Annotated in this window: 26 protein-coding genes; 23 read left to right on the top strand and 3 right to left on the bottom strand. The window is 64.8% G+C overall.

Features of this window, described 5'->3' with window-relative positions; genetic code table 11:
- Window positions 1–45 precede the first annotated feature (45 nt).
- The 7 genes from rpsP to F3H87_RS12760 all read left to right on the top strand — a co-directional run bounded on the left by rpsP (window position 46) and on the right by F3H87_RS12760 (window position 4,674).
- Entirely contained in the window at window positions 46–438 is a 393-nt protein-coding gene (gene rpsP / locus F3H87_RS12730; protein WP_149788351.1) for a 30S ribosomal protein S16, read from the top strand.
- Between the two features lie 122 nt (window positions 439–560).
- Entirely contained in the window at window positions 561–1,064 is a 504-nt protein-coding gene (gene rimM / locus F3H87_RS12735; protein WP_149788350.1) for a ribosome maturation factor RimM, read from the top strand.
- A 4-nt stretch (window positions 1,065–1,068) separates the two neighbouring features.
- Window positions 1,069–1,860 carry a hypothetical protein gene (locus F3H87_RS12740; RefSeq protein WP_149788349.1) on the top strand — a complete coding sequence of 264 codons (792 nt, stop codon included), beginning with the start codon at window positions 1,069–1,071 and terminating at the stop codon, window positions 1,858–1,860.
- Window positions 1,861–1,905: 45 nt separating this feature from the next.
- Complete coding sequence (trmD, locus tag F3H87_RS12745; RefSeq protein ID WP_149788348.1) at window positions 1,906–2,700, top strand: tRNA (guanosine(37)-N1)-methyltransferase TrmD; 795 nt, start codon at window positions 1,906–1,908, stop codon at window positions 2,698–2,700.
- 336 nt (window positions 2,701–3,036) lie between these two features.
- Entirely contained in the window at window positions 3,037–3,420 is a 384-nt protein-coding gene (gene rplS / locus F3H87_RS12750) for a 50S ribosomal protein L19 (RefSeq protein ID WP_149788347.1), read from the top strand.
- Window positions 3,421–3,431: 11 nt separating this feature from the next.
- Window positions 3,432–3,653, top strand: a complete 222-nt coding sequence (rpmE, locus tag F3H87_RS12755; RefSeq protein WP_149788346.1) for a 50S ribosomal protein L31 — start codon at window positions 3,432–3,434, stop codon at window positions 3,651–3,653.
- Between the two features lie 211 nt (window positions 3,654–3,864).
- A complete protein-coding gene (locus F3H87_RS12760; protein WP_149788345.1) occupies window positions 3,865–4,674 on the top strand; it encodes a division plane positioning ATPase MipZ in 810 nt (269 codons plus the stop codon).
- A gap of 123 nt (window positions 4,675–4,797) precedes the next feature.
- Here the strand turns inward: F3H87_RS12760 and F3H87_RS12765 are convergent, their stop codons facing one another.
- Together F3H87_RS12765 and F3H87_RS12770 are read right to left on the bottom strand one after the other, a co-directional pair.
- Window positions 4,798–5,658 (bottom strand): DMT family transporter, encoded by an 861-nt coding sequence (locus F3H87_RS12765; protein ID WP_149788344.1) that lies wholly within the window; start codon window positions 5,656–5,658, stop codon window positions 4,798–4,800.
- A 43-nt stretch (window positions 5,659–5,701) separates the two neighbouring features.
- Window positions 5,702–6,136 carry a MarR family winged helix-turn-helix transcriptional regulator gene (locus F3H87_RS12770; RefSeq protein ID WP_149788343.1) on the bottom strand — a complete coding sequence of 145 codons (435 nt, stop codon included), beginning with the start codon at window positions 6,134–6,136 and terminating at the stop codon, window positions 5,702–5,704.
- 198 nt (window positions 6,137–6,334) lie between these two features.
- On the opposite strand from F3H87_RS12770, the gene hmgA reads away from it, so the two are divergent.
- The 9 genes from hmgA to F3H87_RS12815 all read left to right on the top strand — a co-directional run bounded on the left by hmgA (window position 6,335) and on the right by F3H87_RS12815 (window position 15,901).
- Window positions 6,335–7,690: a homogentisate 1,2-dioxygenase gene (hmgA, locus tag F3H87_RS12775; RefSeq protein ID WP_149788342.1), complete on the top strand. Its 1,356-nt coding sequence runs from the start codon at window positions 6,335–6,337 to the stop codon at window positions 7,688–7,690.
- A gap of 199 nt (window positions 7,691–7,889) precedes the next feature.
- The gene (maiA, locus tag F3H87_RS12780; RefSeq protein WP_149788341.1) at window positions 7,890–8,528 is read left to right on the top strand and encodes a maleylacetoacetate isomerase; all 639 of its coding nucleotides are present in this window, start codon (window positions 7,890–7,892) and stop codon (window positions 8,526–8,528) included.
- A gap of 33 nt (window positions 8,529–8,561) precedes the next feature.
- The gene (gene fahA, locus F3H87_RS12785; RefSeq protein WP_149788340.1) at window positions 8,562–9,818 is read left to right on the top strand and encodes a fumarylacetoacetase; all 1,257 of its coding nucleotides are present in this window, start codon (window positions 8,562–8,564) and stop codon (window positions 9,816–9,818) included.
- A gap of 92 nt (window positions 9,819–9,910) precedes the next feature.
- A complete protein-coding gene (locus F3H87_RS12790) occupies window positions 9,911–10,861 on the top strand; it encodes an MBL fold metallo-hydrolase (RefSeq protein WP_149788339.1) in 951 nt (316 codons plus the stop codon).
- A gap of 47 nt (window positions 10,862–10,908) precedes the next feature.
- Entirely contained in the window at window positions 10,909–12,522 is a 1,614-nt protein-coding gene (locus tag F3H87_RS12795; protein WP_149788338.1) for an FAD-dependent oxidoreductase, read from the top strand.
- Between the two features lie 6 nt (window positions 12,523–12,528).
- Complete coding sequence (locus tag F3H87_RS12800) at window positions 12,529–12,732, top strand: DUF2783 domain-containing protein (protein ID WP_149788337.1); 204 nt, start codon at window positions 12,529–12,531, stop codon at window positions 12,730–12,732.
- A gap of 208 nt (window positions 12,733–12,940) precedes the next feature.
- On the top strand, window positions 12,941–14,359 hold the full coding sequence (locus F3H87_RS12805; RefSeq protein ID WP_149788336.1) for a pyridoxal phosphate-dependent decarboxylase family protein: 1,419 nt from the start codon (window positions 12,941–12,943) through the stop codon (window positions 14,357–14,359).
- 3 nt (window positions 14,360–14,362) lie between these two features.
- The gene (locus F3H87_RS12810) at window positions 14,363–15,136 is read left to right on the top strand and encodes an aldolase/citrate lyase family protein (RefSeq protein ID WP_149788335.1); all 774 of its coding nucleotides are present in this window, start codon (window positions 14,363–14,365) and stop codon (window positions 15,134–15,136) included.
- A 114-nt stretch (window positions 15,137–15,250) separates the two neighbouring features.
- Entirely contained in the window at window positions 15,251–15,901 is a 651-nt protein-coding gene (locus F3H87_RS12815; RefSeq protein ID WP_149788334.1) for a GntR family transcriptional regulator, read from the top strand.
- Here F3H87_RS12815 and F3H87_RS12820 read toward each other — a convergent pair.
- Window positions 15,898–16,608 carry a type 1 glutamine amidotransferase gene (locus tag F3H87_RS12820; RefSeq protein WP_149788333.1) on the bottom strand — a complete coding sequence of 237 codons (711 nt, stop codon included), beginning with the start codon at window positions 16,606–16,608 and terminating at the stop codon, window positions 15,898–15,900. The genes F3H87_RS12815 and F3H87_RS12820 overlap by 4 nt on opposite strands.
- Before the next feature lie 69 nt (window positions 16,609–16,677).
- Here F3H87_RS12820 and F3H87_RS12825 point away from each other — a divergent pair, with 69 nt between their 5' ends.
- The 7 genes from F3H87_RS12825 (at window position 16,678) to F3H87_RS12855 (ending at window position 23,413) form a co-directional block, all read left to right on the top strand.
- Window positions 16,678–17,934, top strand: a complete 1,257-nt coding sequence (locus tag F3H87_RS12825) for a cytochrome P450 (RefSeq protein ID WP_149788332.1) — start codon at window positions 16,678–16,680, stop codon at window positions 17,932–17,934.
- Between the two features lie 53 nt (window positions 17,935–17,987).
- Entirely contained in the window at window positions 17,988–19,277 is a 1,290-nt protein-coding gene (locus tag F3H87_RS12830) for a type I glutamate--ammonia ligase (RefSeq protein ID WP_149788331.1), read from the top strand.
- A 24-nt stretch (window positions 19,278–19,301) separates the two neighbouring features.
- The gene (locus F3H87_RS12835) at window positions 19,302–19,613 is read left to right on the top strand and encodes a 2Fe-2S iron-sulfur cluster-binding protein (protein WP_149788330.1); all 312 of its coding nucleotides are present in this window, start codon (window positions 19,302–19,304) and stop codon (window positions 19,611–19,613) included.
- Between the two features lie 326 nt (window positions 19,614–19,939).
- Entirely contained in the window at window positions 19,940–20,956 is a 1,017-nt protein-coding gene (locus F3H87_RS12840; RefSeq protein WP_149788329.1) for a TRAP transporter substrate-binding protein, read from the top strand.
- Window positions 20,957–21,065: 109 nt separating this feature from the next.
- Window positions 21,066–21,668, top strand: a complete 603-nt coding sequence (locus F3H87_RS12845; RefSeq protein ID WP_394852166.1) for a TRAP transporter small permease — start codon at window positions 21,066–21,068, stop codon at window positions 21,666–21,668.
- Window positions 21,669–21,671: 3 nt separating this feature from the next.
- Window positions 21,672–22,958: a TRAP transporter large permease gene (locus tag F3H87_RS12850; protein ID WP_149788328.1), complete on the top strand. Its 1,287-nt coding sequence runs from the start codon at window positions 21,672–21,674 to the stop codon at window positions 22,956–22,958.
- Between the two features lie 17 nt (window positions 22,959–22,975).
- Complete coding sequence (locus F3H87_RS12855) at window positions 22,976–23,413, top strand: universal stress protein (RefSeq protein WP_149788327.1); 438 nt, start codon at window positions 22,976–22,978, stop codon at window positions 23,411–23,413.
- Window positions 23,414–23,440: the final 27 nt, after the last annotated feature.

Below are 23,440 nucleotides of genomic sequence, written 5' to 3' on the forward strand. Positions count from 1 at the left end.
GCGGGGGTCACCCCGCCGAACCCCGCCATTCAAAGGAGAAACACAATGGCAATGAAAATCCGTCTGGCCCGTGGTGGCTCGAAGAAACGCCCCTTCTACCGCATCGTGGCCGCCGACAGCCGCATGCCGCGCGATGGCCGCTTCATCGAGAAACTGGGCACCTACAACCCGCTGCTGCCCAAGGACAGCGAAGAGCGCGTCAAGATGGACATGGAGCGCGTTCAATACTGGCTGGGCCAGGGCGCCACGCCCACCGACCGCGTAAGCCGCATGCTCGAAGCCACCGGCGTTCTGGGCAAGAAAGAGCGTAACAACCCCAACAAGGCGAAGCCGGGCAAGAAGGCCCAGGAACGCGCCGAGGAAAAGGCAGCCAAGGCCGCCGAGGCCAGCGAAGCCCCGGCAGAAGCACCCGCAGAGGAAGCCGCAGCCGAGGAGTGATCCCCGCCTGCGCGCGTGGCGGCCCCCGTTTGCGGGGCCGCCACCCACCCGATCCGCTTGCAAATCGACGCGCGATCGGTGTTTTCTGACCGAAACCAACCCCTCAGCGTCAGGGAGGCAGAATGTCCGAACGGATCTGCGTCGGTGCCATCGCGGGCGCCTTTGGCGTGAAGGGCGAGGTGCGGCTGAAAAGCTTTACCTCGGTGCCCGAGGATATCGCGCAATACGCGCCGCTCGAAACCGAGGATGGCGCGATGGAGTTCGACATCATCGTCGAACGCGTCATCAAGAACGGCCTTGCCGTGCGCCTGACCGGCATCGCCACCAGGGAACAGGCCGACGCCCTGCGCGGCGTGCGCCTTTTCGTGCCGCGCGACAGGCTGCCCGCGCTGCCCGACGACGAATTCTACCATGCCGACCTGATCGGCCTGCCGGTCTTTGACACCGGCGGCACCGAACTGGGCCGCGTCAAGGCGGTGCACGATCACGGCGCGGGCGATTTGCTGGAAATCCACGGTCCGGGGCTCAAATCCACCGTGCTGCTGCCCTTCACGCATGAGGTGGTGCCGACGGTCGACCTGGCCGCGGGCCGCATCGTCGCCGACCCGCCCGAGGGGCTGTTCTGAACGGATGCGCATCGTCGTGCACGCCGGGTTCCATAAGACCGGAACCACCAGCATCCAGCACATGATGCGCCGCAACGGCAGGAAACTCGCCCGCCATTTCCGCTGCTGCACACGCCGCGACCTCCCCGCCCTGTGCGAGGCCGCGCGCGCCTATTCGCTGAAACACGACCCCGCCGAACTGGGCCTTTTCACTTATGAACTGGCGCAGTTCCTCGAAACGCTCGACCCCGGCGATCCCCGCCCGCTCGTCATCAGCTCCGAGGATCTGTCGGGCCACATGCCGGGGCGGTTCGGGCTTACCGGCTATGACGCCGCCCCGCGCCTGATGGCCACGCTGGAACAGGTCGCGGGCGACTGCCTGCCCGACCCGCGGATCACCTTCTTCTTCACCACCCGCACGCCCGGCCCCTGGCTGCGCAGCACCTATGCCCAGCACCTGCGCGCCATCCGCTTTACCGAGGACCGCGACAGCTACCTTTCGCGGATGCAGCCCCATGCCGACCTGGACCGCGCGACCGCCCGCATCGCCGCCGCCGTCGCGTCCCCGGTCAAAACCGCCAGGCTCGAGGAGTGCGCCGCCGATCCGCTTGGCCCCTTCGGCGCACTTCTCGACGTGCTGCGCGCGCCCGAAAAGCTGCGCGGCAGGCTGACCGCCCTGCCGCCCGCGAACCCGTCCTTTCCCGATCACGTGCTCGACCGCTTTCTCGCCCTCAACCGCTCCGACCTGTCGCGCGCCGACCTGACCGCCGCGAAAAAGCGCCTGATGCAGGAACACCGGGCACAGGCGGGCGATTGACGCACCCTCTGGCCCGGCGCGGCCTTTCATACTATAGCCCCATCCATGAGTCAGACACCCCGATCCCACGGCCGGAAATCCATCGCCGCCTCGCTCAAACCCCGCGACCTGATGGAGGAAACCCGCCTCGCCCGCGCCTGGACGGCGCAGGTCATCACGCTGGTCCCGCAGGCCTTCCCCGGCGTGCTGGGCGAAAGCCTGACCGGCAAGGCGCTCAAGGAAGGGCTCTGGCAGCTCGAAACCGTCGACCTGCGCGATTTCGGCGAAGGCAAACACCGCAATGTCGACGACACGCCGGCGGGCGGCGGCGCGGGCATGGTGCTGCGCGCCGACGTGATGGGCCGCGCCATCGATCATGCGCTCGGGCGCAATCCCGGCCCGCTGGTCTATCTCTCGCCGCGCGGGCGGCGCTTCGATCAGCAGATGGCACGCGACTGGGCCGCGCTGCCGGGCGTCACCCTGATCTGCGGCCGGTTCGAAGGGCTCGACCAGCGCGTGATAGACCATTACCGCATCGCCGAGGTCAGCCTGGGCGATTTCGTCCTGACCGGGGGCGAGATCGCGGCCCAGGCCATGCTGGACGCCACCGTGCGCCTGTTGCCCGGCGTGCTGGGCAATGCCGACAGCACCGCCGAGGAAAGCCATTCCGACGGGTTGCTGGAACACCCGCAATACACCCGCCCCGCCGAATGGCAGGGCCTGCCGATCCCCGAGGTTCTGATGTCGGGCCATCACGGCGAGATCGCGAAATGGCGCCGGCGAATGGCCGAGGATCTGACCCGCCAGCGGCGCCCCGATCTCTGGGCCGCCTATAAGGACCGGACCGGGGACAAGGGCTGAGCCCCCGCCTTCATCGTTCCCCAAATACTCCCGCCGGAGGCATCCGCCGCTTCGGCACGGCACCCGCCCCCACGGATGGCGCACGGGCCTTGCCACATGCCGGAATACCCCCTATACACCGCCCGTCCGCGGCCCGATCCGAGTCGCCGGGCCTTTTCGTGTTTTGCGCCTGCCGCTTTCTTCGGCGCCGGGCCACCGCGCGGAACGACGCAACAAAGCAATGACGGCCTGATCTCTGGCGGGCGGCACATGGCCGGACCCGGAAGAAGACCAAGAGCTCTGAGGGCGCGAGACACCTTTGCGGACCAAACCGCAAGCAGATCAGGAGAAGGTCAGATGGATCTGATCAGACAGCTCGAGGCGGAACAGATCGCCTCGCTGGGGAAAACCATCCCCGATTTCAAGGCCGGCGACACCATTCGCGTCGGCTACAAGGTGACCGAGGGCACCCGCACCCGCGTGCAGAACTACGAAGGCGTGTGCATCAGCCGCAAGGGCGGCGAAGGCATCGGCGCATCCTTCACCGTGCGCAAGATCTCCTTCGGCGAAGGCGTGGAACGCGTGTTCCCGCTCTATTCGACCAACATCGAACATATCGAGGTGGTGCGCCGTGGCCGCGTCCGCCGTGCCAAGCTCTACTACCTGCGCTCGCGCCGCGGCAAATCGGCCCGTATCGCGGAAGTGTCCAACTACAAGCCGAAGTCCGGCGCCGAAGCATAAGGACCGACGAGATGAAAAAAGATACCCATCCCGATTACCACTTCATCGACGTCAAGATGACCGACGGCACCATCGTCCAGATGCGTTCGACCTGGGGCGCCGAGGGCGACACCCTGTCGCTCGACATCGACCCGACGGTGCACCCGGCCTGGACCGGCGGCTCCTCGCGCCTGATGGATGCCGGCGGCCGCGTGTCGAAGTTCAAGAACAAATATGCCGGCCTGGGCTTCTGATCCCACGCCACATGCAGACATGGAAACGCCGCCCTTCGGGGGCGGCGTTTTCGTTTCCGACGCCCCGTGCACGCTTCCCCCTTCCATATTTCTGCAACAGATGCGAAAGCAGCGCGCGATAACCGGCGATCCGTGCTTTGCAAAATGCCCCTGACACCATATCCTGTGGGGCAATTGCGACGCGCGGCAAGATAAAGGGGCAAGGGCAGGCATGGCGCATATCATCGTGGTCGGCAACGAAAAGGGCGGCGCGGGCAAATCCACCGTGTCGATGCATGTGGCGACGGCACTGGCGCGGATGGGCCACAAGGTCGGCGCGCTCGACCTGGATCTGCGGCAGAAAACCTTTGGACGCTATGCCAACAACCGCAAGACCTTTTGCGAAACGCAGGGGATCGCGCTGCCCTCGGCCGAGTATCGTGACCTGCCCGAGGTCGACCAGGCGGCGCTGCGGCCCGGCGAAAACCCCTATGACCAGCGCCTTGCGGCGGCCGTGGCCGGGCTGGAGCGGGACAAGGAGTTCATCCTGATCGACTGCCCCGGCTCGCACACACGGCTCAGCCAGGTGGCGCATTCGCTGGCCGACACGCTGATCACGCCGCTGAACGACAGCTTCATCGACTTCGACCTGCTGGCCCATGTCGACAGCGACGGGCTGAAGATCATCGGCCCCTCGGTCTATTCCGAGATGGTGTGGAACGCGCGGCAGTTGCGCGCGCAGGCCGGGCTGAAACCGATCGACTGGGTGGTGCTGCGCAACCGCGTGGGCGCGCAGCAGATGGTCAACAAGGAAAAGATGGGCAAGGCGCTGGACAACCTGGCCAGGCGCATCGGCTTCCGCGTCGCGCCGGGCTTCAACGAGCGGGTGATTTTCCGCGAGCTGTTTCCGCGCGGGCTGACCCTGCTGGACCTGCGCGATATCGGGGTCAAGCAGCTCAATATCTCGAACGTCGCGGCCCGGCAGGAATTGCGCGACCTGATGAAGGCGCTGAACCTGCCCGGCGTCACGGTGGATTTCTGACACCGCAGCGGTGACGATTGGGCGCGCTGCCCGTTCGGTCCTTGAAACGTCCACTGGACGTTTCATCGCGCTATCGCGCGAACCGCGCCCTCACCCCCCGGAGTATTTCAGGCAAGATGAAGATCAGGCGCGGCGGCGCGTCAGGGCGACCGCGTTCGAGATCGCCAGCGCGCCGATCACCACCGCCCCGCCCAGCAGCGCATATGGGCCGGGGTCTTCTCCGATGACCGCCCAGGCCAGCAGCGGCGCAAGGACCGATTCCAGCAGGATCAACAGCCCCACCTCGGCCGAGGGGATGTAGCGCGGGCCAAGCGCCAGCCCAATCGAGCTGCCCGCGATGAAGGCGCCGTGGAACAACACCAGCGGCCATTGTCCACCGGGGATGCTGAAGGGCGCGATGAAGGGCAGCAGCAACAGGCTGGCGCCCAGGTATCCGACGGGCACGGCGGCCACCATCGACACGCTGCGCACCTTGCGCGCCGCCGTCAGCCCCGCCGCGAACAGCGCCGCAACGCCCAGCGCCGTCAGGTCACCCGTCCAGTGCGCACCCCGCGTTTCGCCCGATCCATAGGCCAGGATGCCCAGCCCCGCGGCCACGGCCAGCATGGTCAGCACCATGCGGCGCGATATGCCCTCGCCCAGGAACACCCATGAATAGATCGCGGCGAATACCGGCAAGGCGGCGATGATGAACACGACATTGGCCACCGATGTCAGGCTGACCGCCAGCGGAAACAGCACCCCCGCACCGCCCACCGCGATCACGTAGATCAGGCCGTAGACCCCCGTGCCCGGCAGCGCGCGATAGGGCCGTGTGCCCTGCCAGACCAGCACGCCCAGCAGGATCAGCACACCCGACAGCGCGTTGCGCCAGAACGCGATGACCAGCGCGTCGGCCTCGATCAGCCGCACGAACAGCGAATCCGGCACGACGCACAGAACGCCGAGCGCAGTGATGGTCAGGCCCTTGACTTGATCCGACATGGCCGCATCTGGCGTTCCGGCGGGCCAAATGTAAAGCGGGTTTTCACCCCCCTTGCGCCAGCTTGCGCAGCGCCTGCCGCAGCACCGCGTTTTCCCGGTCGGTCAGTTTTTCCGACAGCCCGGCATCGTAACGCATGGCGATGGCGCGCAGATCACGATACGCCTTCTGGCCCTGTGCCGTCAGGTCCAGCCATTCCATCCGCCGGTTGTTGTCGTCCGTGGTGCGGGTCAGGAACCGCCGTTCGGCCAGCTTCTGCACCGCGCGGCTGATCTTGGTCTTGTGCATCTTCGATCGCCGGCCGATCTCCCTTGCGCTCATCCGGCCATAGATGCCCAGATGGAACAGCACCCGCCATTCGGTCCGCAACATGCCATAGCGGTCCTTGTAAACCTTCTGGAACTCCAGGCTGCTGGCCTCGGCCGCCTGGTTCAGCAGGTAGGGCAGGAAATCCTGCAGGTCGAAATCGTCTTGCGCCATGCCGGGCACCTCCGGCCACAGGTTACATATACAACCGTTTTGGGCGCAACGGCTTTCCGGGCCCGCGCGCAAGCCCCGGCGATTCGTGGTAGGATTGCCCCAACGGCCGGATACGACCCCCGCCATCACAATCTGCGGAGAGGCGTTGTTAGTTACAAAATCAACCGTTAACTCCGCAACAAAACTGGAGGAAATGCAATGAATCAGCAAACCAAATCGCACGGGCTGGTCCAGGCCCCGACACCCGTCGGCACCACGCCGGGCTACATGCCCGGTTTCGCCAACGATTTCGAAACCGAGGCGCTGCCGGGCGCGCTGCCGCAGGGCATGAACAGCCCGCAGAAATGCAACTATGGCCTCTATGGCGAACAGTTGTCGGGCACCGCCTTTACCGCCAACCCGCCGGAACGCACCTGGACCTATCGCATCAGGCCCAGCGTCAAGCATTCGCACCGCTATACCAAGATCGACCTGCCGCACTGGAAATCCGCGCCCAATGTCGACCCGGACGTGATCAGCCTGGGCCAGTACCGCTGGGACCCGGTCCCGCATACCGACGAGGGCCTGACATGGCTGACGGGGATGCGCACCATGACCACGGCGGGCGACGTGAACACGCAGGTGGGCATGGCCAGCCATATCTACCTGATCACCGAATCGATGAAGGACGAATATTTCTTTTCCGCCGACAGCGAATTGCTGGTCGTCCCGCAAGAGGGCCGGCTGCGCTTTGCCACCGAGCTGGGGATCATCGACCTCGAGCCCAAGGAAATCGCCATCATCCCGCGCGGCCTCGTCTACCGCGTCGAGGTGCTGGAAGGGCCCTGCCGCGGTTTCGTCTGCGAAAACTACGGCCAGAAGTTCGAGCTGCCGGGCCGCGGCCCGATCGGCGCCAACTGCCTGGCCAACCCGCGCGACTTCAAGGCGCCGGTGGCCGCCTACGAGGATCGCGAGGTGCCCTCGACCCTGACCGTCAAATGGTGCGGGCAGTTCCACCGCACCGAGATCGGGCAATCGCCGCTCGACGTGGTGGCGTGGCACGGCAATTACGCGCCCTACAAATACGACCTGCGCACCTATTGCCCGGTCGGCGCGATCCTGTTCGATCACCCCGATCCTTCGATCTTTACCGTGCTGACCGCCCCCTCGGGCGTACCGGGCACCGCGAATATCGATTTCGTGCTGTTCCGCGAACGCTGGATGGTGGCCGAGGACACGTTCCGCCCGCCCTGGTATCACAAGAACATCATGTCCGAGCTGATGGGCAACATCTATGGCCAGTATGACGCCAAGCCGCAGGGCTTCGTCCCCGGCGGCATGTCGCTGCACAACATGATGCTGCCGCACGGTCCCGACAAGAACGCGTTCGAGGGCGCGTCGAATGCCGATCTCAAGGCCGAAAAGCTCGACAACACCATGTCGTTCATGTTCGAAACCCGCTTCCCGCAGCACCTGACGTCCTTTGCCGCGAACGAGGCGCCGCTGCAGGACGATTACATCGACTGCTGGACCGATCTCGAAAAGAAATTCGACGGCACGCCCGGCCGGAAATGAACGACGGCGCCATCGTCCTTCTGGTCCTTGCGGTGGCCGTCGCGGCCATCGCGATGCGCAACCGCAAGGGCCGTCCGCCCCGCCACCGACACGGTGACGGGTGGACGGGCGGCCACTATGGGCATAGCGATGGGGATGGCGGCGGCCCCGGCGGCTCGGATGCCGGCGGCGATGACTGACCGCAATCCGGGGAGGATACATGAAACTCTACAGCTACTGGCGCTCGACCACATCGGTGCGCGTGCGCATCGCCCTGAACCTCAAGGGCGTGGCCTATGACATCGAAACCATCGACCTGCCCAAGGGCGAGCAAAAGGCCGACAGCTATGCCGCGCTGAACCCGATGAAGGGCGTGCCGACGCTGGTGCTGGATGACGGCACCGCGCTGACGCAGTCGATGGCGATCCTCGATTACATCGACACGGTCTGGCCCGAACCCCCGCTTTACCCCGCCGATCCCAGGGAACGCGCGCTGGTGGATGCCGCGGCCCACGCCATCGCGCTGGACATCCACCCGGTCAACAACCTCAAGGTTCTGGGCTATCTCAAGGGCACGCTGGGCCACAGCCAGGACGAAACCGTCGACTGGATGCGCCACTGGATGCACGAAGGGTTCACCGCCTTCCAGCAGCTTATCCGGCCCGGCACGCCCTTCTGCTTCGGCGATACGATCGGCATGGCCGACCTCTGCCTCGTGGGCCAGATGGTCAACGCCCGCCGCTGGGGGCTGGACCTTGCGCCCTTTGCCCGGCTGGTCGAAATCGACGCCCGCGCCCGCGAACGCGACGCGGTGCAGCGCGGGATGCCGGAAAACCAGCCCGACGCACAGCCCACCTGAAACGCGAACGAACACAGACGAACAGGACACCAAATGCCATTGATGAAAAGCTGGGTCGAAACGGCCAACGCACCCGACCATCCCTTTCCGCTGAACAACCTGCCTTACGGCGTGTTTTCCGTGGGCGATGCCGATCCGCGCTGCGGCGTGGCCATCGGCGACATGATCCTCGATTGCCGCGAGGCGGAAGAGGCCGGCCTGATCGACATGGGCACCGGCCCGCTGTTCGACGTGCCGTTCTGGAACGAGGTGATGGAGGAAGGCCCGGATCTCTGGGCGAAACTCCGCGCCCGCCTGACCCAGCTGCTGGCCGAAGGGGCCGCCGATCAGGCGCAGGCCGAAAAGCTGCTGGTGCCCGCCGCCGACGCGGTGATGCACCTGCCCTTCCTCGTCGCCGAATACACCGATTTCTACGCCGGCAAGCACCACGCCTTCAACGTGGGCACGATGTTCCGCGGCCCGGAAAACGCGCTGCCGCCGAACTGGCTGCATATCCCCATCGGCTATAACGGCCGCGCCTCCTCGGTCGTGGTGTCCGGCACGCCGGTGCGCCGCCCCTGGGGGCAGCTGAAATCGCCCGACCACGACAAGCCCGCCTTCATGCCCTGCCGCCGGTTCGACCTGGAACTGGAAATGGGCGCGATCGTCGGCACCGGCAGCGACGGCCCGGTCACGGTGGACGAGGCCGACGAGATGATCTTTGGCTACGTGCTGCTGAACGACTGGTCGGCGCGCGACATCCAGGCATGGGAATACCAGCCGCTCGGCCCGTTCCAGGCCAAGGCGACCGCCACCACCATCAGCCCGTGGATCGTGACGAAGGCGGCGCTGGACCCCTTCCGCACAAACTGCCCCGAACGCGAGGTCGAACTGCTGCCGCACCTGAAAGACACCGGCCCGATGCTCTATGACATCGACCTCAGCGTCAGCCTCGCGCCCGAGGGCAAGCCCGCCACCGTGATCTCGAACACCAATTACAACGAGATGTATTACAGCGCGGCGCAGCAACTGGCCCATCACACCACCAGCGGCTGCCCGATGAACCCCGGCGACCTGCTGGGCTCGGGCACCGTGTCGGGGCCGGAAAAGGGCAATCGCGGCTCGCTGCTGGAACTCAGCTGGGGCGGGAAGGAACCGCTGACGCTGGACAGCGGCGAACAACGCGCGTTCCTCGAAGACGGCGACACGCTCACCCTGCACGGCGCGGCGCATGGCGACGGCTACACCATCGGCTTCGGCGCCTGCGTGGGCCAGGTGCTGCCGGCCCTGGAAGACCCCTACGAACGATAAGGGCGCCCTCCCGCCCTTCCTCTCTCTTCAAATATCCCCGCCGGAGGCTCCGACAGCAGCCAGAGGCGGCACCGACGAAAAGGAACAGACACATGGCCAAGGCATTCGCGTCGCAAGGCGACATGACCGAAAAGAACATCTCCTTCACCGAAGTGGGCGAGGGCCTGTGGGCCTTCACCGCCGAGGGCGACCCGAACTCGGGCGTCATCATCGGGGACGACAGCGTGATGATCGTCGAGGCGCAGGCCACCCCGCGCCTTGCCAACAAGGTGATCGAAAAGGTGCGCGAGGTGACGGACAAGCCGATCACCCACCTCGTGCTGACCCATTACCACGCCGTGCGCGTGCTGGGCGCCGCCGCCTATGGTGCCGATCAGGTCATCATGTCCGACACCGCCCGCGCGATGGTCGTCGAACGCGGGCAAGAGGACTGGGACAGCGAATTCCAACGCTTCCCGCGCCTCTTCGAAGGGCATGAAAGCATCCCCGGCCTGACATGGCCCACCACCACCTTCAGCGACTCGATGACCGTCTACCTCGGCAACCGCCGCGTCGACATCATGCACCTGGGCCGCGCCCACACCGCCGGCGACGCGGTGATCCATGTGCCCGACCAGAACGTGATGTTCACCGGCGATATCGTAGAATACCACTCGGCCTGCTATTGCGGCGACGGCCATTTCTCCGACTGGGGCGATACGCTGGACGCGATCAGATGGTTCGACGTGGACGCCATCGCACCGGGCCGCGGCGATGCGCTGATGGGCCGCGAGATGGTCAATGCCGCCATCGAGAACACCCGCGATTTCGTCGAAAGCACCTACAAACCCGCCGCCCGCGTCGCCGCCCGTGGCGGATCGCTCAAGGATGCATGGGACGCCGTGCGCGAGGCCTGCGACCCCAAATTCGCCGATTACGCGATCTACGAACACTGCCTGCCCTTCAACGTCGCCCGCGCCTATGACGAGGCCCGCGGCCTCGACACGCCCCGCATCTGGACCGCCCGGCGCGACCTGGACATGTGGGAGCAGCTTCAGGGCTGAGCCACGCCCAGCCCCGGCGCAAGGACAGCCATTTGCGAGGAACCGCAATGAACAAGATCTTCGAAATCCCCCTCTACCCCTACACCCGCAGCCCCGACCAGGACGCGCAAACCCCGGTGCGCCGCAAAGTGGTGGTCGTGGGCGCCGGCCCCATCGGCCTTGCCGCCGCCATCGACCTGGCGCAGCAGGGGATCGAAGCCATCGTTCTCGACGACAACGACAAGGTGTCCTTCGGCAGCCGCGCGATCTGCTTTGCCAAGCGCCCGCTGGAAATCCTCGACCGGCTGGGCTGCGGGCAGGAAATGGTGGACAAGGGCGTGGTCTGGAACCTCGGCAAGGTGTTCTTCGGCGACCGCAAGGTTTACGAGTTCAACCTCCTGCCCGAAGAAGGCCACCGCCGCCCCGCCTTCATCAACCTCCAGCAATATTATTTCGAGGAATACCTGGTGAAACGCGCCCGCGCGCTGGAGGCCGAGGGCGCCCCGATCGAACTGCGCGGCCAGAACAAGGTGCTGGACGTGACCGACAAGGGCGACCACACCGTTCTGCGGATCAGCACGCCCGACGGCGACTACACGCTGGAAGCCGACTGGCTGATCGCCTGCGACGGCGCCGGCAGCCCGATCCGCGCGATGATGGGGCTCGATTTCGTCGGCCGCGTGTTCGAAGACAACTTCCTCATCGCCGACGTGGTGATGGATGCCGATTTCCCCACCGAACGCTGGTTCTGGTTCGACCCGCCCTTCAACAAGGGCCAGTCGGCGCTGCTGCACAAGCAACCCGACGGCGTCTGGCGGATCGACCTGCAACTGGGCTGGGACATCGACAAGGAAAAGGAAAAGAAACCCGAAAACGTCATCCCCCGGCTCAGGGCGATGCTGGGCGAGGACGTGACATTCGATCTCGAATGGGTGTCGATCTACACCTTCCAGTGCCGGAGGATGGAGAAATTCCGCCACAACCGCGTGATCTTTGCCGGCGACAGCGCGCACCAGGTCTCGCCCTTCGGTGCGCGCGGCGCCAATTCCGGGCTGCAGGACACCGACAACCTGATGTGGAAACTGGGGCTGGTGATCGGCGGCACCGCGCCCGAAACCCTGCTTGACAGCTACGATACCGAACGTATCCACGGCGCGGACGAAAACATCCTGAACTCCTCGCGCTCGACCGATTTCATCACACCGAAATCCGAAACCAGCCGTATCTTCCGCGATGCGGTGCTGGACCTGTCGGAGCAGTACGAATTCGCCCGCCCGCTGGTGAATTCCGGCCGCCTGTCGGTGCCCTGCACCTATGACGGATCGCCGCTCAACACACCCGACGCGCTGCCCGGCGGCCCCGCCCGCACGCGCCCCGGCGCGCCCTGCCCCGACGCCCCGCTGGACAATGGCTACCTGCTGGGCGATCTCGGCTGCCGCTTCACCCTGCTGACGGTGGATGCCGACGCCCCCGATACCATCGACGAGGCCGGGATCACCGTCCCCCGCCTTGCCCTGTCCGCCGCCGACGACGCCACCGGCGCACTGGCCGCGCGCTACCTGGGCGATGCGAAATCGGCGATCTACCTGGTCCGCCCCGACCAGCATGTCGCGGCCCGCTGGGATACCTATGACGAAACCGCCACCCGCGCCGCGATCCGCCGCGCCACCGGGCAGGAGTGAGCAACAATGGCCGACCTGAACCTCAAACCGAACCTTGCGCAGGCCGATGATGTCTATGCCGACCTGCTGGCCGCGCATGAGGGGCTGAGCAAGGAGGACAGCGACGCGCTCAACGCAAGGCTGATCCTGATCCTCGCCAACCATATCGGCGACCGCGCGGTCCTGCGCGCGGCGCTCGACGCCGCGAAATCCGCACGGCCCGCCGGCTGATACGTGGCAGGGGGGCCTGCCCCCCGCCCTCCTGCGGAGGACTCCCCCCGGAGTATTTCCCGAACAGTGAAGGCACAGCCACGGGCTTCACTGTTCTGCAAATACTCAACTAGCCCCCGCTTGCCACCATGCGCGCCATCGGCGAATGCTGTTGCCCGGCATCGCAACATGATTTACTTATCATGTTAATGATCAAGGGAGGGCAGGAATGCGCTGGGCCGAGTTTCCGAAATGGGGTCACTGGCTGGCTGACTGGGCCGCACGCTATCACGAAACCCTGCGCGACCGCCCGGTGCGCGCGCAGGTCAGACCGGGCGCGACGCTGGCCGCCCTGCCCGACACGCCGCCCGATGCGGCCCAGCCGATTGCCGATGTAATCGCCGATTTCGAACGCATCGTCATGCCCGGCATCACCCATTGGCAGCATCCCCGGTTCTTCGCCTATTTCCCGTCGAACGCCTCGCCCGCCGCCGTGCTGGCCGACCAGCTTGTCACCGTGATGGCGCCGCAATGCATGTTGTGGCAGACCTCGCCCGCCGCGACCGAGATGGAGACGAAAATGATGGACTGGCTGCGCCAGGCCATCGGCCTGCCCGGCGATTTCGCCGGGGTGATACAGGACAGCGCCTCTTCGGCCACGCTGGCCGCCGTGCTGACCATGCGCGAGCGCGCGCTGGACTGGGACGGCAACGCGCATGGCCTGCCGGGGCAGAAACCCCTGCGCATCTATTGCTCGGGCGAGGCGCATACATCCATCGACCGGGCGATCTGGGTCGCGGGGATCGGCCAGGCCAACCTTGTGCGCATCCCGCTTGCGCCGGGGCCGATGCGGGGCATGGACCCCGCCGCGCTGGATGCCGCGATCCGCGCCGACCTGGCCGCCGGCTGCCTGCCCGCCGGTGTGATCGCCTGCACCGGCGCCACCGGGATGGGCGCCTGCGACGACATCGCCGCGGTTTGCACCGTCGCGCGGGACCACGGGCTTTACACCCATGTCGATGCCGCCTGGGCCGGCAGCGCCATGATCTGCCCCGAGTTCCGCGATTTGTGGCGCGGGGTCGAGATGGCCGACAGCGTGGTGTTCAACCCGCATAAATGGCTGGGCACGCAGTTCGACCTGTCGGCGCATTTCATCCGCTCGCCCGAGGCGTTGACCCGCACGCTGGCGATCCAGCCGGAATACCTGAAAACCCACGGCGCGGACGGCATCATCAACTATTCGGAATGGTCGGTGCCGCTGGGCCGCCGGTTCCGCGCGCTGAAACTGTGGTTCCTGATCCGCGCCTATGGGTTGGACGGGCTGCGGCAGATGATCCGCAATCACGTCGGCTGGTCGCAGGCGCTGTGCGCGCGGTTGCGCGACACCCCGGATTTCGAAATCGTGACCGACCCGATCCTGTCGCTCTTTACCTTCCGCTTCGCACCGCCGGGGCACGACCCGGAACAGGCCACGCTGGACCTGATCACCCGGATCAACGACGATGGCCGCATCTACGTGACGCAAACCCGCGTCGACGGCGCTTTCGTCATCCGGTTCCAGGTCGGGCAGTTCGACTGCACCGCCGCGGATATCGACACCGCCTATGACGTGATCACCGAAATCGCCGACCAGATCAGGAAAGGATAAACCATGCCCGCGCCCACCAACACATTCAAGCAACGCCTTGCCGCAGGCGAGCGCGTGATCGGCTGCTGGGCCGGTTTCGCCGACCCTTACGCAACCGAGGTTCTGGGCACCGCCGGGTTCGACTGGCTGGTGATCGACGGCGAACACGCGCCCAACGACCTGCGCTCGATCATGGCGCAGCTTGTGGCGCTGAAAGGCGCGCACAGCCACCCGGTGGTGCGCCTGCCGATGGGTGAGGCCTGGGCGATCAAGCAGGTGCTGGATGCCGGGGCGCAGACCCTGCTGATCCCGCTGGTGGAAAGCGCCGAGCAGGCGCGCGACCTTGTGCGCGCCATGCGCTATCCGCCCGCCGGTATCCGTGGCGCGGGCGCGGCGCTGGCGCGCGCGTCGGCGTTTTCCGGCATCCCCGACTACGTGGCTACGGCAAATGATCAGATGTGCCTGTTGGTGCAGGTCGAAACCCGCGCCGGGATCGCGGCGCTGGACGACATCCTTGCGGTCGAGGGTGTCGATGGCGTGTTCATCGGCCCCGCCGACCTGGCCGCCGACATGGGGTATCCCGGCAACTCCGGCACGCCCGAGGTGGCCGACACGATCCGCGACGCGCTGGGGCGCATCGCCGCCTCGGACAAGGCGGCGGGCATTCTTGCGGTCGACGACAAGGTGGCGCAGCAATATGCCGAATGGGGCGCGCAGTTCCTGGCGGTGGGGATCGACGTGGTGATGCTGGCCCGGACCGCGCGCGAGACGGTCAGGCTCTGGTCCGGGCGCGAATAGGGTTGCCGGAACCGCGCGGTTTGCGGCCCGAACCGCGCGGAGTTTACATATTTTACAGATACATAAGTATACATAAACCTTTACAAACCACCGAATCGGGCCGAAATTCCCCCCATGGCAAACCAGACCGACACCATCATCACCGCCGTTCTCGACCGGATCGAATCCGGCCACCTGAACCCCGGCGACCTGATCGACGAGGCCCCGCTGATCCGCGATCACAACGTGTCGCGCACGCCGGTGCGCGAGGCGCTGATCCAGCTGGAAACCGCCGGCCTGATCAAGCGGCTGCCCCGCAAGGGCGCGGTGGTATTCAAACCCACGCTTGAGGAATTCCTGGCCATTCTCGAAGTGCACGCCAAGCTGGAAGGGCAGGCCGCGGGGCTGGCGGCGCGGCGGTTGTCGCAGTCATACGCCGCGAAGCTGGAGCAGGTGACAAAGGCTTGCGAGGATCACGCCGCCGTTCTGGGCGATGCCGAACCCGACCGGTATTACCAGCTCAACATGGCCTATCACGCCCGCGTGGCCGAGGCGGCTGGCAACCCGTTCCTGCTGGACATGATAAAGACCAACGCGCGCAAGCTGATGGCCTATTACCGCGCGCGCTATCATTACAAGGGCGCGATCGCCGACAGCGCCCGCGATCACCGCGCGATCACCGCCCTGATCCTGAACCGCGACGCCGAAGCGGCCGAAGCCGCGATGGCGCGGCACGTGCAATTCGACCAGGTGACGGCAATGGACCTGCTGGCGGCGCTGGGTTAGCCCCGCGCCTGTTCGAAAAACCGGGCGATGGTTTCGGCAAAAGCCTTTTGATCCGGTGGCTTGGCCAATGATGCCTTGCCCTGCGCCACCACCTCGGCCGGCAATTCATCGGACAGTTCGTCCAGCAGATCGGCCATGAAATCCGGCGCGATCTCGGGGTGATACTGCGTGGTATAGACATGCCCGCCGATGGCGAAACCGCCGACCGGGCACCCCGGCGTCTGCGTCAGGATGCGCACCCCGGCGGGCGGCTCAAGCACCTGTTCCTTATGCGCGGCGTAAAGGCCCATCGTCGCGGGGGCGTCCTGCATCCACGGCGCCCGGTCGGTCACCTCGGTCTCGATCCGGCCCATGACCCAGCCACCGGGGTTGTAGCCCACCGTGCCGCCCAGCGCCTTGGCAATCGCCTGATGCCCGAAACAGGCGCCGAAAACCGGGATGCCCTGCCCGATCATCCGGCGGATCAACTCCTCCAACCGTGCCACCCAGGGGGCATCGTCATGAACCGAGGCCGGGCTGCCGGTGATCATCACACCGTCGAACCGGCCCGGATCGTCCGGAAATTCACCGTCTTTCACGCTGAACGCATCAACCACCCAATCGGGGCGCACCAGCGCAATCAACCTGGCGAATTTCACATCGTCCATATCCCGCACGCGGGCAAAATCGCTTTCGTCGGTATTGGTGACAAGCGTGGCGAGCCGCATCAGGAATCCTCTTTACATATTTATAGCCCCGTATAATATACCTAACAAGTTAAGGAAAGAGGTTTCGCCATGACCGTCTGGACCCCGACCGACACCGGCCACGCCGATCTGACGAGTCATGACACGTTCCTGAACGGCCCGCCGCACAACACGTTCGCGCGGCTGCGCGCAGAAGACCCGGTGCACTGGACCGACTATGCCGATGGGCAGGGGTTCTGGTCGATCACGCGGATGGCCGACATCGTAGAAATGAATCGTAACCCAAAGGTTTTCTCATCGGCCCGCGGTATCCGGATGGAGGACCAGACATACGAGGAATACCTGGCCCGCCGCACCTTTCAGGAAACCGACCCGCCCGAACATATGCAAACCCGGATCAAGGTGGCCAAGGCGTTTTCGAAACCCGTGATCGCGGAATTCGAAAGCGATATCAAAACCCTGTGCGATGAAATCCTTGATGCGGCGATTGCAAAGGGCACCTTCGACGCGACCAGGGAAATCGCCCGCCAGTTGCCGATGCGGATGCTGGGCCGGATTCTCGGCACGCCTGACGAAGACCTGCCCTGGCTGGTCGAAAAGGGCGACGCGCTGATTGCCAATACCGACCCGGATTTCACCGATCATGTCCTCGACAGGATGACGACCGATGAATTCCGCATGATGCCCTTCAACTCGCCCGCGGGGGCGGAGCTTTATCAATACGCCAAGGAGCTGATGGCGAAAAAGGACGCCGCCGGCGACACCTCGGGGGTGCTGCACCTGATCCTGCAACCGGGCAAGGATGGCAGCCGCATCAGCGAAGAGGAGTTTCGCAATTTCTTTTGCCTGCTGGTCGCGGCGGGCAACGATACCACGCGCTATTCCATCGCTGCGGGCCTGCAGGCGCTGACGCACGATCCGAAATTCCTGCACCAGATGCAGACCGGCAATATATGGGACACCGCCGCCGACGAGATCATCCGATGGGCCAGCCCGACGATGTATTTCCGCCGCACCGCGACCGAGGATTACGAGGCGCATGGCAAGACGATCAAGGCAGGCGACAAGGTGATTTACTGGTTCGTCTCGGCCAACCGGGACGACACCGCCTTTGACGATCCGTTCACCTTCGACCTGAACCGCAATCCCAACCGCCATGTCGCCTTTGGGCAGGGCGGGCCGCATGTCTGCCTGGGCATGTGGCTGGCCCGGCTCGAGGTGCGGGTGCTGTTCCAGGAACTGGCAAAGCGCATCAAGGCCATCGAACCGGCCGGCGAGCCGAAATTCCTGCGCTCGAATTTCGTCGGAGGTTACAAGGAACTGCCGGTGCGCGTCGTGCCGGCCTGACATCGCGGACCGGGGCGGCAAAGACCCCGGCCGATCCAACAGGAGAGACCCGAATGAACACCCGCCTGCGCGCGCTTTTCTGCGATCACCTGTCGATCATGCGGGGCAAGTACCTGCCCGGCTCCAAGATCGGCGATGGCTCGACCCGGTTCTGCCGGTCGAATTTCGGCGTGCATTACGACAAGGATCTGCTGGATGCGCCCGGCGCGATGATGATGCAGGGCCTGCCCGACATGGAACTCCACTGGGAGGGCGAGCTGATCCGCGACAGCTGGGATCGCGCCACCAAGATCGTCATCGGCGATCTTTACGACACCGAAGGCGCACCGCTGGAAATGTGCGGGCGCGGCGCGCTGAAACGTGCGGTGGCGGATTGGCAGGCGCGCGGGCAGACGCCGAAGATCGGGATCGAGCTTGAGGCATTCGCCCTTGTCCCGGATGAGAACAACCGCCTCGTGCCCTATGACACGCCCGGCGCGCATGTCTATGGCACGGGGCCGTTTTCCGATCCGCTGCGCTTCAACGATGCGATCTGGGAAAAGGCGGATGAGCTGGGCTTCCGGCTGGACCTGATCACCAGCGAATATGACAGCCCGCAATTCGAATACACCCTGACCTTCGACGAGGCGGTAAGGGCGGTGGACGATATCGTGCTGTTCCGCCTGATGGCGCGCGAGATCGCGCTGGAACACGGGATCGTCCTGTCCTTCCTGCCCAAACCGATTGCCGAGGCCGGCGGATCGGGGATGCATATCAACTTTTCCTTCCTCGACGGCGACGGCGGCAATGCGCTGTCCGCGGGGCCACGGGGCGGGCCGGATCACATGAACGATCTGGCCAAGGGGTGCATCGCCGGGCTGACCCATCACCATCGCGGGCTGGCCGGGCTGATCGCGCCCACCGCCAATTCCTATCAGCGGCTGCAACCCGGATCGCTGTCGGGGTTCCTGTGCAACTGGGGCGGCGATCATCGCAACGTGACCACCCGCATCTCGACCGAGGGCGGCGCCAAGGCGCGGCTGGAACACCGGATGGCCGATGCCTCGTCCAACCCCTATGTCGCGGTCGCCGCCGTGTTGCAGGCGGCGCGGCTGGGGGTCGAGAACGGCTATGCCCTGCCGCCGATCGAAACCGGCGACGGGTTCGAGAAATGGGATGCCAAGGACAGCACGGCGATCGACCTGAAAGGCGCGGTTGCCGACCTGAAGGCGGACAGCGCGCTGCAGGCCGCCGTGGGGCAGCTTTTGTGCGACAACCACATCTTCATGAAGGAAAAAGAGGTCAAAAAGACTCGTGACCTCGAAGGCGACCAGCTGCGCGATTTCTACGTCTGGTTCATCTGAGGCAGCGCCGGGAAAGGATTGGAAATGAAAGTCACCTGGAAACTCCCCGATGGCGAGATCACCGCAGACGTGGCCAATGGCGTCAACATGATGGAGGCTGCCGTCGCCAACAACGTGCCCAACGTGATCGGGGAATGCGGCGGCTGCCTGTCCTGCGCGACCTGCCATGTCTATGTCGCCGACGACTGGGTGGAAAAGACCGGGATCGCAGACGATTTCGAGGATGCGATGCTGGACGTGGCCGAGGCCGAACGCCGCGAGACATCGCGCCTGTCCTGCCAGATCGCGGCCAGCGACGATCTGGACGGGCTGGTGCTGATCGTGCCCCAGCCATAGGGCGGCAGCGCGGCAAAAGCCCGAAGGCACCGGAATGAGCGGGGCTTTTCTGTTTTGAATCAATGAATTAAATTGTCGCTTTTCGCTTAGAATTGACATCTGCGTTCAACCTGTCATCGTGGATGCGTAGCGACCGGCAGGCACCGCACCGGCGTAAAGACCGATTTTGCCTGCCGCACCTCGTGTATGCGTGTGGCTTGCAGGCCCGTGTGCACATCCGGGACGGACGCCTGAGCCACCCGGCTGAAAATCGAAGAACCCTCACGTTTTCCGGTGCGTTCTGTGCCGGCCAATTCGTGTTTTTTGCAACCGAAAGGGAGTACCCGATGACATTTATGAAACGCATCCTTGCCGGAACCGCCGCGACGGTGGCGCTGGCCGCCAGCATGACCGCGGCGCAGGCCGATACGTGGCGCTATGCCTTCGAAGAGGCGATCACAGATGTGCAGGGTGTGTTCGCCACCAAGTTCAAGGAAGAGGTCGAGGCGAACTCGGACCACGAGATTCAGCTCTTTCCCTACGGCACGCTGGGTGAATCCGCCGACATCATGGAACAGACCCAGGCCGGTATCCTGCAGTTCGTGAACCAGTCGCCGGGCTTTACCGGGTCGCTGATCCCCGAGGCGCAGGTGTTCTTCGTGCCTTACCTGCTGCCGCAGGAAAGCGAGGAGCTGAACGAGTTTTTCCGCACCTCCAAGGCCATCAACGAGATGTTCCCCGAACTCTACGCCGCGCAGGGGCTGGAGCTGCTGACCATGTATCCCGAAGGCGAAGTGGTGATGACCACCAAGGAGCCCGTGACCGGGCCGGCCGACCTGAACGAGGTCAAGTTCCGCGTCATGACCAACCCGCTGCTGGTCGAAAGCTACAAGGCGTTCGGCGCGACGCCGACGCCGCTGCCCTGGGGCGAGGTCTATGGCGGTTTGCAGACGAACATCATCCAGGGCCAGGAAAACCCGATGTTCTTCGTCGAATCGACCAAGATGTACGAGGTGACGGATCACATCACCTTTGCCGGGCACAACAACTTTACCACCGCGCTCATGGCCAACCAGGATTTCTATGCCGGGCTCAGCGAAGAGGACCAGCAGGTGATCCAGAACGCGGTCGAAACGGCGTTCGAATACATCCTCGACTATCAGCAGGGCCTGACCGAGGAATCGCTGGCCAAGATCGAAGAGGACAAGCCCTCGATCACCGTGACGCGCCTGACCGAGGAACAGCGCGCGCCCTTCAGGGAGGCCGCCAAGGATGTCGAGGCGACCTTTATCGAGATGACCGGCGACTCGGGCAAGGAGATCCTTGAACAGATGAAGGCCGACCTGGCCAACGTAAGCGGCTGATATTGCAGCGCCTTTTCGGGATGCACCCGAACGGTGTGCATCCCGCATCTACCCATTTTCATCCCAGAACGGGGACCGTTCGGTGACAGCAGAAAAACAAAGCAGCCAGCTGCAATCCCAGACCGACACGACAGGAACAGACGACGCACCACTGGAGGATTACCAATCCTCATTGCCCGGATTTCTGGGCACCATCGACAACACGATAAGCCGCATCGAAAGCGTGCTTCTGGCGGCGGGCGTCCTGCTGATGGCGCTGAACACCATCGCCAACGTGGTCGGCCGGTTCATATTTCAGAATTCGATCTTCTTTTCCGAGGAACTCAACCGCATCCTCATCATCCTGATCACCTTTGCCGGTATCTCCTACGCGGCCCGGCACGGGCGTCACATCCGCATGTCGGCGATCTTCGATGCGCTGCCGCCGAAACCGCGCAAGGCGCTGATGGTCGTGATCTCGGTCGTGACCGCCATCTTCATGCTCGGGCTGGCCTGGTATTCGCTGCAATACATCCTGACGCAGGCGGGCCGGGGGCGCGTGCTGCCCTCGTTGCAGATTCCGGTCTGGGTCATCCTTGTCTGGGTGCCTGTCGGGTTCTTCATGACCGGGCTGCAATACGCGCTGACCGCGATCAAGAACCTGATCGAAAAGGATATCTACCTCTCGACCAGCGTGCTCGAAGGGTATGACGACGGCGAGATGGAGGTCTGAACGATGGCACTGACAATCTTTTCGATCATGATCGTGCTGCTGCTTCTGGGCTTTCCGATGATGATTCCGCTGATCGTGGGCGCCTTCGTGGGGTTCTATTCGCTGTTCGGCGGGATGGGCCAGATGGAAACCATGGTGCAGCAGATGATGGCGGGCATCCGCCCCGCATCGCTGATCGCGGTGCCGATGTTCATCTTTGCCGCCGACATCATGACCCGCGGGCAATCCGCCGGGCGGCTGATCGACCTGGTGATGTCCTTCGTCGGCCACCTGCGCGGCGGGCTGGCGGTATCGACGGCGGCCGCCTGCACCATGTTCGGCGCGGTGTCGGGATCGACCCAGGCGACGGTCGTCGCCATCGGCGGCCCGCTGCGTCCGCGTATGCAGAAGGCGGGCTATAACGACAGCTTCATCCTGGCGCTGATCGTGAACTCGTCCGACATCGCCTTCCTGATCCCGCCCTCGATCGGGATGATCATTTATGGCGTTGTCTCGAACACCTCGATCGCGGAACTGTTCATCGCGGGCGTCGGCCCCGGCCTGCTGATCCTGGTGCTGTTCTCGATCTATTCGTGGATCTACGCGGTGCGCAACAACGTGCCCACCGAGGAAAAGGCCAGCTGGGGCGAACGCGCCCGCGCGCTGCAAAGGGCGCTCTGGCCGCTGGGCTTTCCGCTGATCATCATCGGCGGCATCTATGGGGGCATCTTTTCCCCGACCGAGGCGGCGGCGGCCTGCGTCCTTTACGCCATCGTGCTGGAAATGTTCGTGTTCAGGGAACTGGATTTCAAAGGGCTTTACGACACCGCGAAATCCACCGGCCTGATCACGGCGGTGGTGTTCATCCTTGTGGGCGCGGGGGCCGCGTTTTCCTGGGTGATCTCGTTTGCGCAGATCCCGCAGGCGATCCTGTCGGGCATCGGCATCGACGAGATGGGGCAGATCGGCGTGCTGGTGGTGATCTCGATCGCGTTCTTCATCGGCTGCATGTTCGTGGACCCGATCGTGGTGATCCTGGTGCTGGTGCCGATCTTCGCCCCGGTGGTGAACTCGGTCGGGCTGGACCCGGTGCTGGTGGGCACGATCATCACGCTGCAGGTGGCCATCGGCTCGGCCACGCCACCCTTCGGCTGTGACATCTTCACCGCCATCGCGGTGTTCAAGCGCCCCTATATCGAGGTGATCCGCGGCACGCCGCCTTTCATCTTCATCCTGCTTTGCGTGTCGGCGATGCTGATCTTCTTCCCGCAGATCGCGCTGTTCCTGCGTGATCTCGCCTTTGCCAAGTGACCGAAAGGAGGACGCGGATGTTCAACAGGATTCTGGTGCCCTTCGACGGATCGAAAGGCGGCGAGCAGGCGCTGGTGAAGGCGGCCGAACTGGCGCAGCTTTGCGATGCCGAGATCAATATCCTGACGGTCTATCGCCATCACTCGATGCTTGAGGCGTCGTTTTCCATGGTGCGCGCCGCGCCTCCCGGCAACATGGACGACGCGATGCGCGACCATGCCCGCGAGGTGGCGGAACACGCCAAGAAACTGGCGCTCGAAGGCGGGGCCGAAAAGGTGCGCGCCTTCGTCAAGGCCGGCCAGCCCGCCCGCACCATCGTGCGCTTCGCCACCGAACACGATTGCGACCTGATCGTTCTGGGCGCGCGCGGCATGGGCTCGGTCGAGGGGTATCTGCTGGGCTCGGTCTCGCACAAGGTGACGGGGCTGGCGCATGTGCCGGTGCTGGTGGTCTAGCCCCGGCCACAGGCGCCTGGCCCGGCC

Source organism: Lutimaribacter pacificus (genome assembly GCF_900142185.1).
In the GTDB taxonomy this organism is placed as follows: domain Bacteria; phylum Pseudomonadota; class Alphaproteobacteria; order Rhodobacterales; family Rhodobacteraceae; genus Lutimaribacter; species Lutimaribacter pacificus.

Excerpts from the sequence above, each read along its gene's own strand:
- rpsP (WP_149788351.1), top strand. The coding sequence starts at position 46 with ATGGCAATGAAAATCCGTCTGGCCCGTGGTGGCTCGAAGAAACGCCCC.
- rimM (WP_149788350.1), top strand. The coding sequence starts at position 561 with ATGTCCGAACGGATCTGCGTCGGTGCCATCGCGGGCGCCTTTGGCGTG.
- F3H87_RS12740 (WP_149788349.1), top strand. The coding sequence starts at position 1,069 with ATGCGCATCGTCGTGCACGCCGGGTTCCATAAGACCGGAACCACCAGC.
- trmD (WP_149788348.1), top strand. The coding sequence starts at position 1,906 with ATGAGTCAGACACCCCGATCCCACGGCCGGAAATCCATCGCCGCCTCG.
- rplS (WP_149788347.1), top strand. The coding sequence starts at position 3,037 with ATGGATCTGATCAGACAGCTCGAGGCGGAACAGATCGCCTCGCTGGGG.
- rpmE (WP_149788346.1), top strand. The coding sequence starts at position 3,432 with ATGAAAAAAGATACCCATCCCGATTACCACTTCATCGACGTCAAGATG.
- F3H87_RS12760 (WP_149788345.1), top strand. The coding sequence starts at position 3,865 with ATGGCGCATATCATCGTGGTCGGCAACGAAAAGGGCGGCGCGGGCAAA.
- F3H87_RS12765 (WP_149788344.1), bottom strand. The coding sequence starts at position 5,658 with ATGTCGGATCAAGTCAAGGGCCTGACCATCACTGCGCTCGGCGTTCTG.
- F3H87_RS12770 (WP_149788343.1), bottom strand. The coding sequence starts at position 6,136 with ATGGCGCAAGACGATTTCGACCTGCAGGATTTCCTGCCCTACCTGCTG.
- hmgA (WP_149788342.1), top strand. The coding sequence starts at position 6,335 with ATGAATCAGCAAACCAAATCGCACGGGCTGGTCCAGGCCCCGACACCC.
- maiA (WP_149788341.1), top strand. The coding sequence starts at position 7,890 with ATGAAACTCTACAGCTACTGGCGCTCGACCACATCGGTGCGCGTGCGC.
- fahA (WP_149788340.1), top strand. The coding sequence starts at position 8,562 with ATGCCATTGATGAAAAGCTGGGTCGAAACGGCCAACGCACCCGACCAT.
- F3H87_RS12790 (WP_149788339.1), top strand. The coding sequence starts at position 9,911 with ATGGCCAAGGCATTCGCGTCGCAAGGCGACATGACCGAAAAGAACATC.
- F3H87_RS12795 (WP_149788338.1), top strand. The coding sequence starts at position 10,909 with ATGAACAAGATCTTCGAAATCCCCCTCTACCCCTACACCCGCAGCCCC.
- F3H87_RS12800 (WP_149788337.1), top strand. The coding sequence starts at position 12,529 with ATGGCCGACCTGAACCTCAAACCGAACCTTGCGCAGGCCGATGATGTC.
- F3H87_RS12805 (WP_149788336.1), top strand. The coding sequence starts at position 12,941 with ATGCGCTGGGCCGAGTTTCCGAAATGGGGTCACTGGCTGGCTGACTGG.
- F3H87_RS12810 (WP_149788335.1), top strand. The coding sequence starts at position 14,363 with ATGCCCGCGCCCACCAACACATTCAAGCAACGCCTTGCCGCAGGCGAG.
- F3H87_RS12815 (WP_149788334.1), top strand. The coding sequence starts at position 15,251 with ATGGCAAACCAGACCGACACCATCATCACCGCCGTTCTCGACCGGATC.
- F3H87_RS12820 (WP_149788333.1), bottom strand. The coding sequence starts at position 16,608 with ATGCGGCTCGCCACGCTTGTCACCAATACCGACGAAAGCGATTTTGCC.
- F3H87_RS12825 (WP_149788332.1), top strand. The coding sequence starts at position 16,678 with ATGACCGTCTGGACCCCGACCGACACCGGCCACGCCGATCTGACGAGT.
- F3H87_RS12830 (WP_149788331.1), top strand. The coding sequence starts at position 17,988 with ATGAACACCCGCCTGCGCGCGCTTTTCTGCGATCACCTGTCGATCATG.
- F3H87_RS12835 (WP_149788330.1), top strand. The coding sequence starts at position 19,302 with ATGAAAGTCACCTGGAAACTCCCCGATGGCGAGATCACCGCAGACGTG.
- F3H87_RS12840 (WP_149788329.1), top strand. The coding sequence starts at position 19,940 with ATGACATTTATGAAACGCATCCTTGCCGGAACCGCCGCGACGGTGGCG.
- F3H87_RS12850 (WP_149788328.1), top strand. The coding sequence starts at position 21,672 with ATGGCACTGACAATCTTTTCGATCATGATCGTGCTGCTGCTTCTGGGC.
- F3H87_RS12855 (WP_149788327.1), top strand. The coding sequence starts at position 22,976 with ATGTTCAACAGGATTCTGGTGCCCTTCGACGGATCGAAAGGCGGCGAG.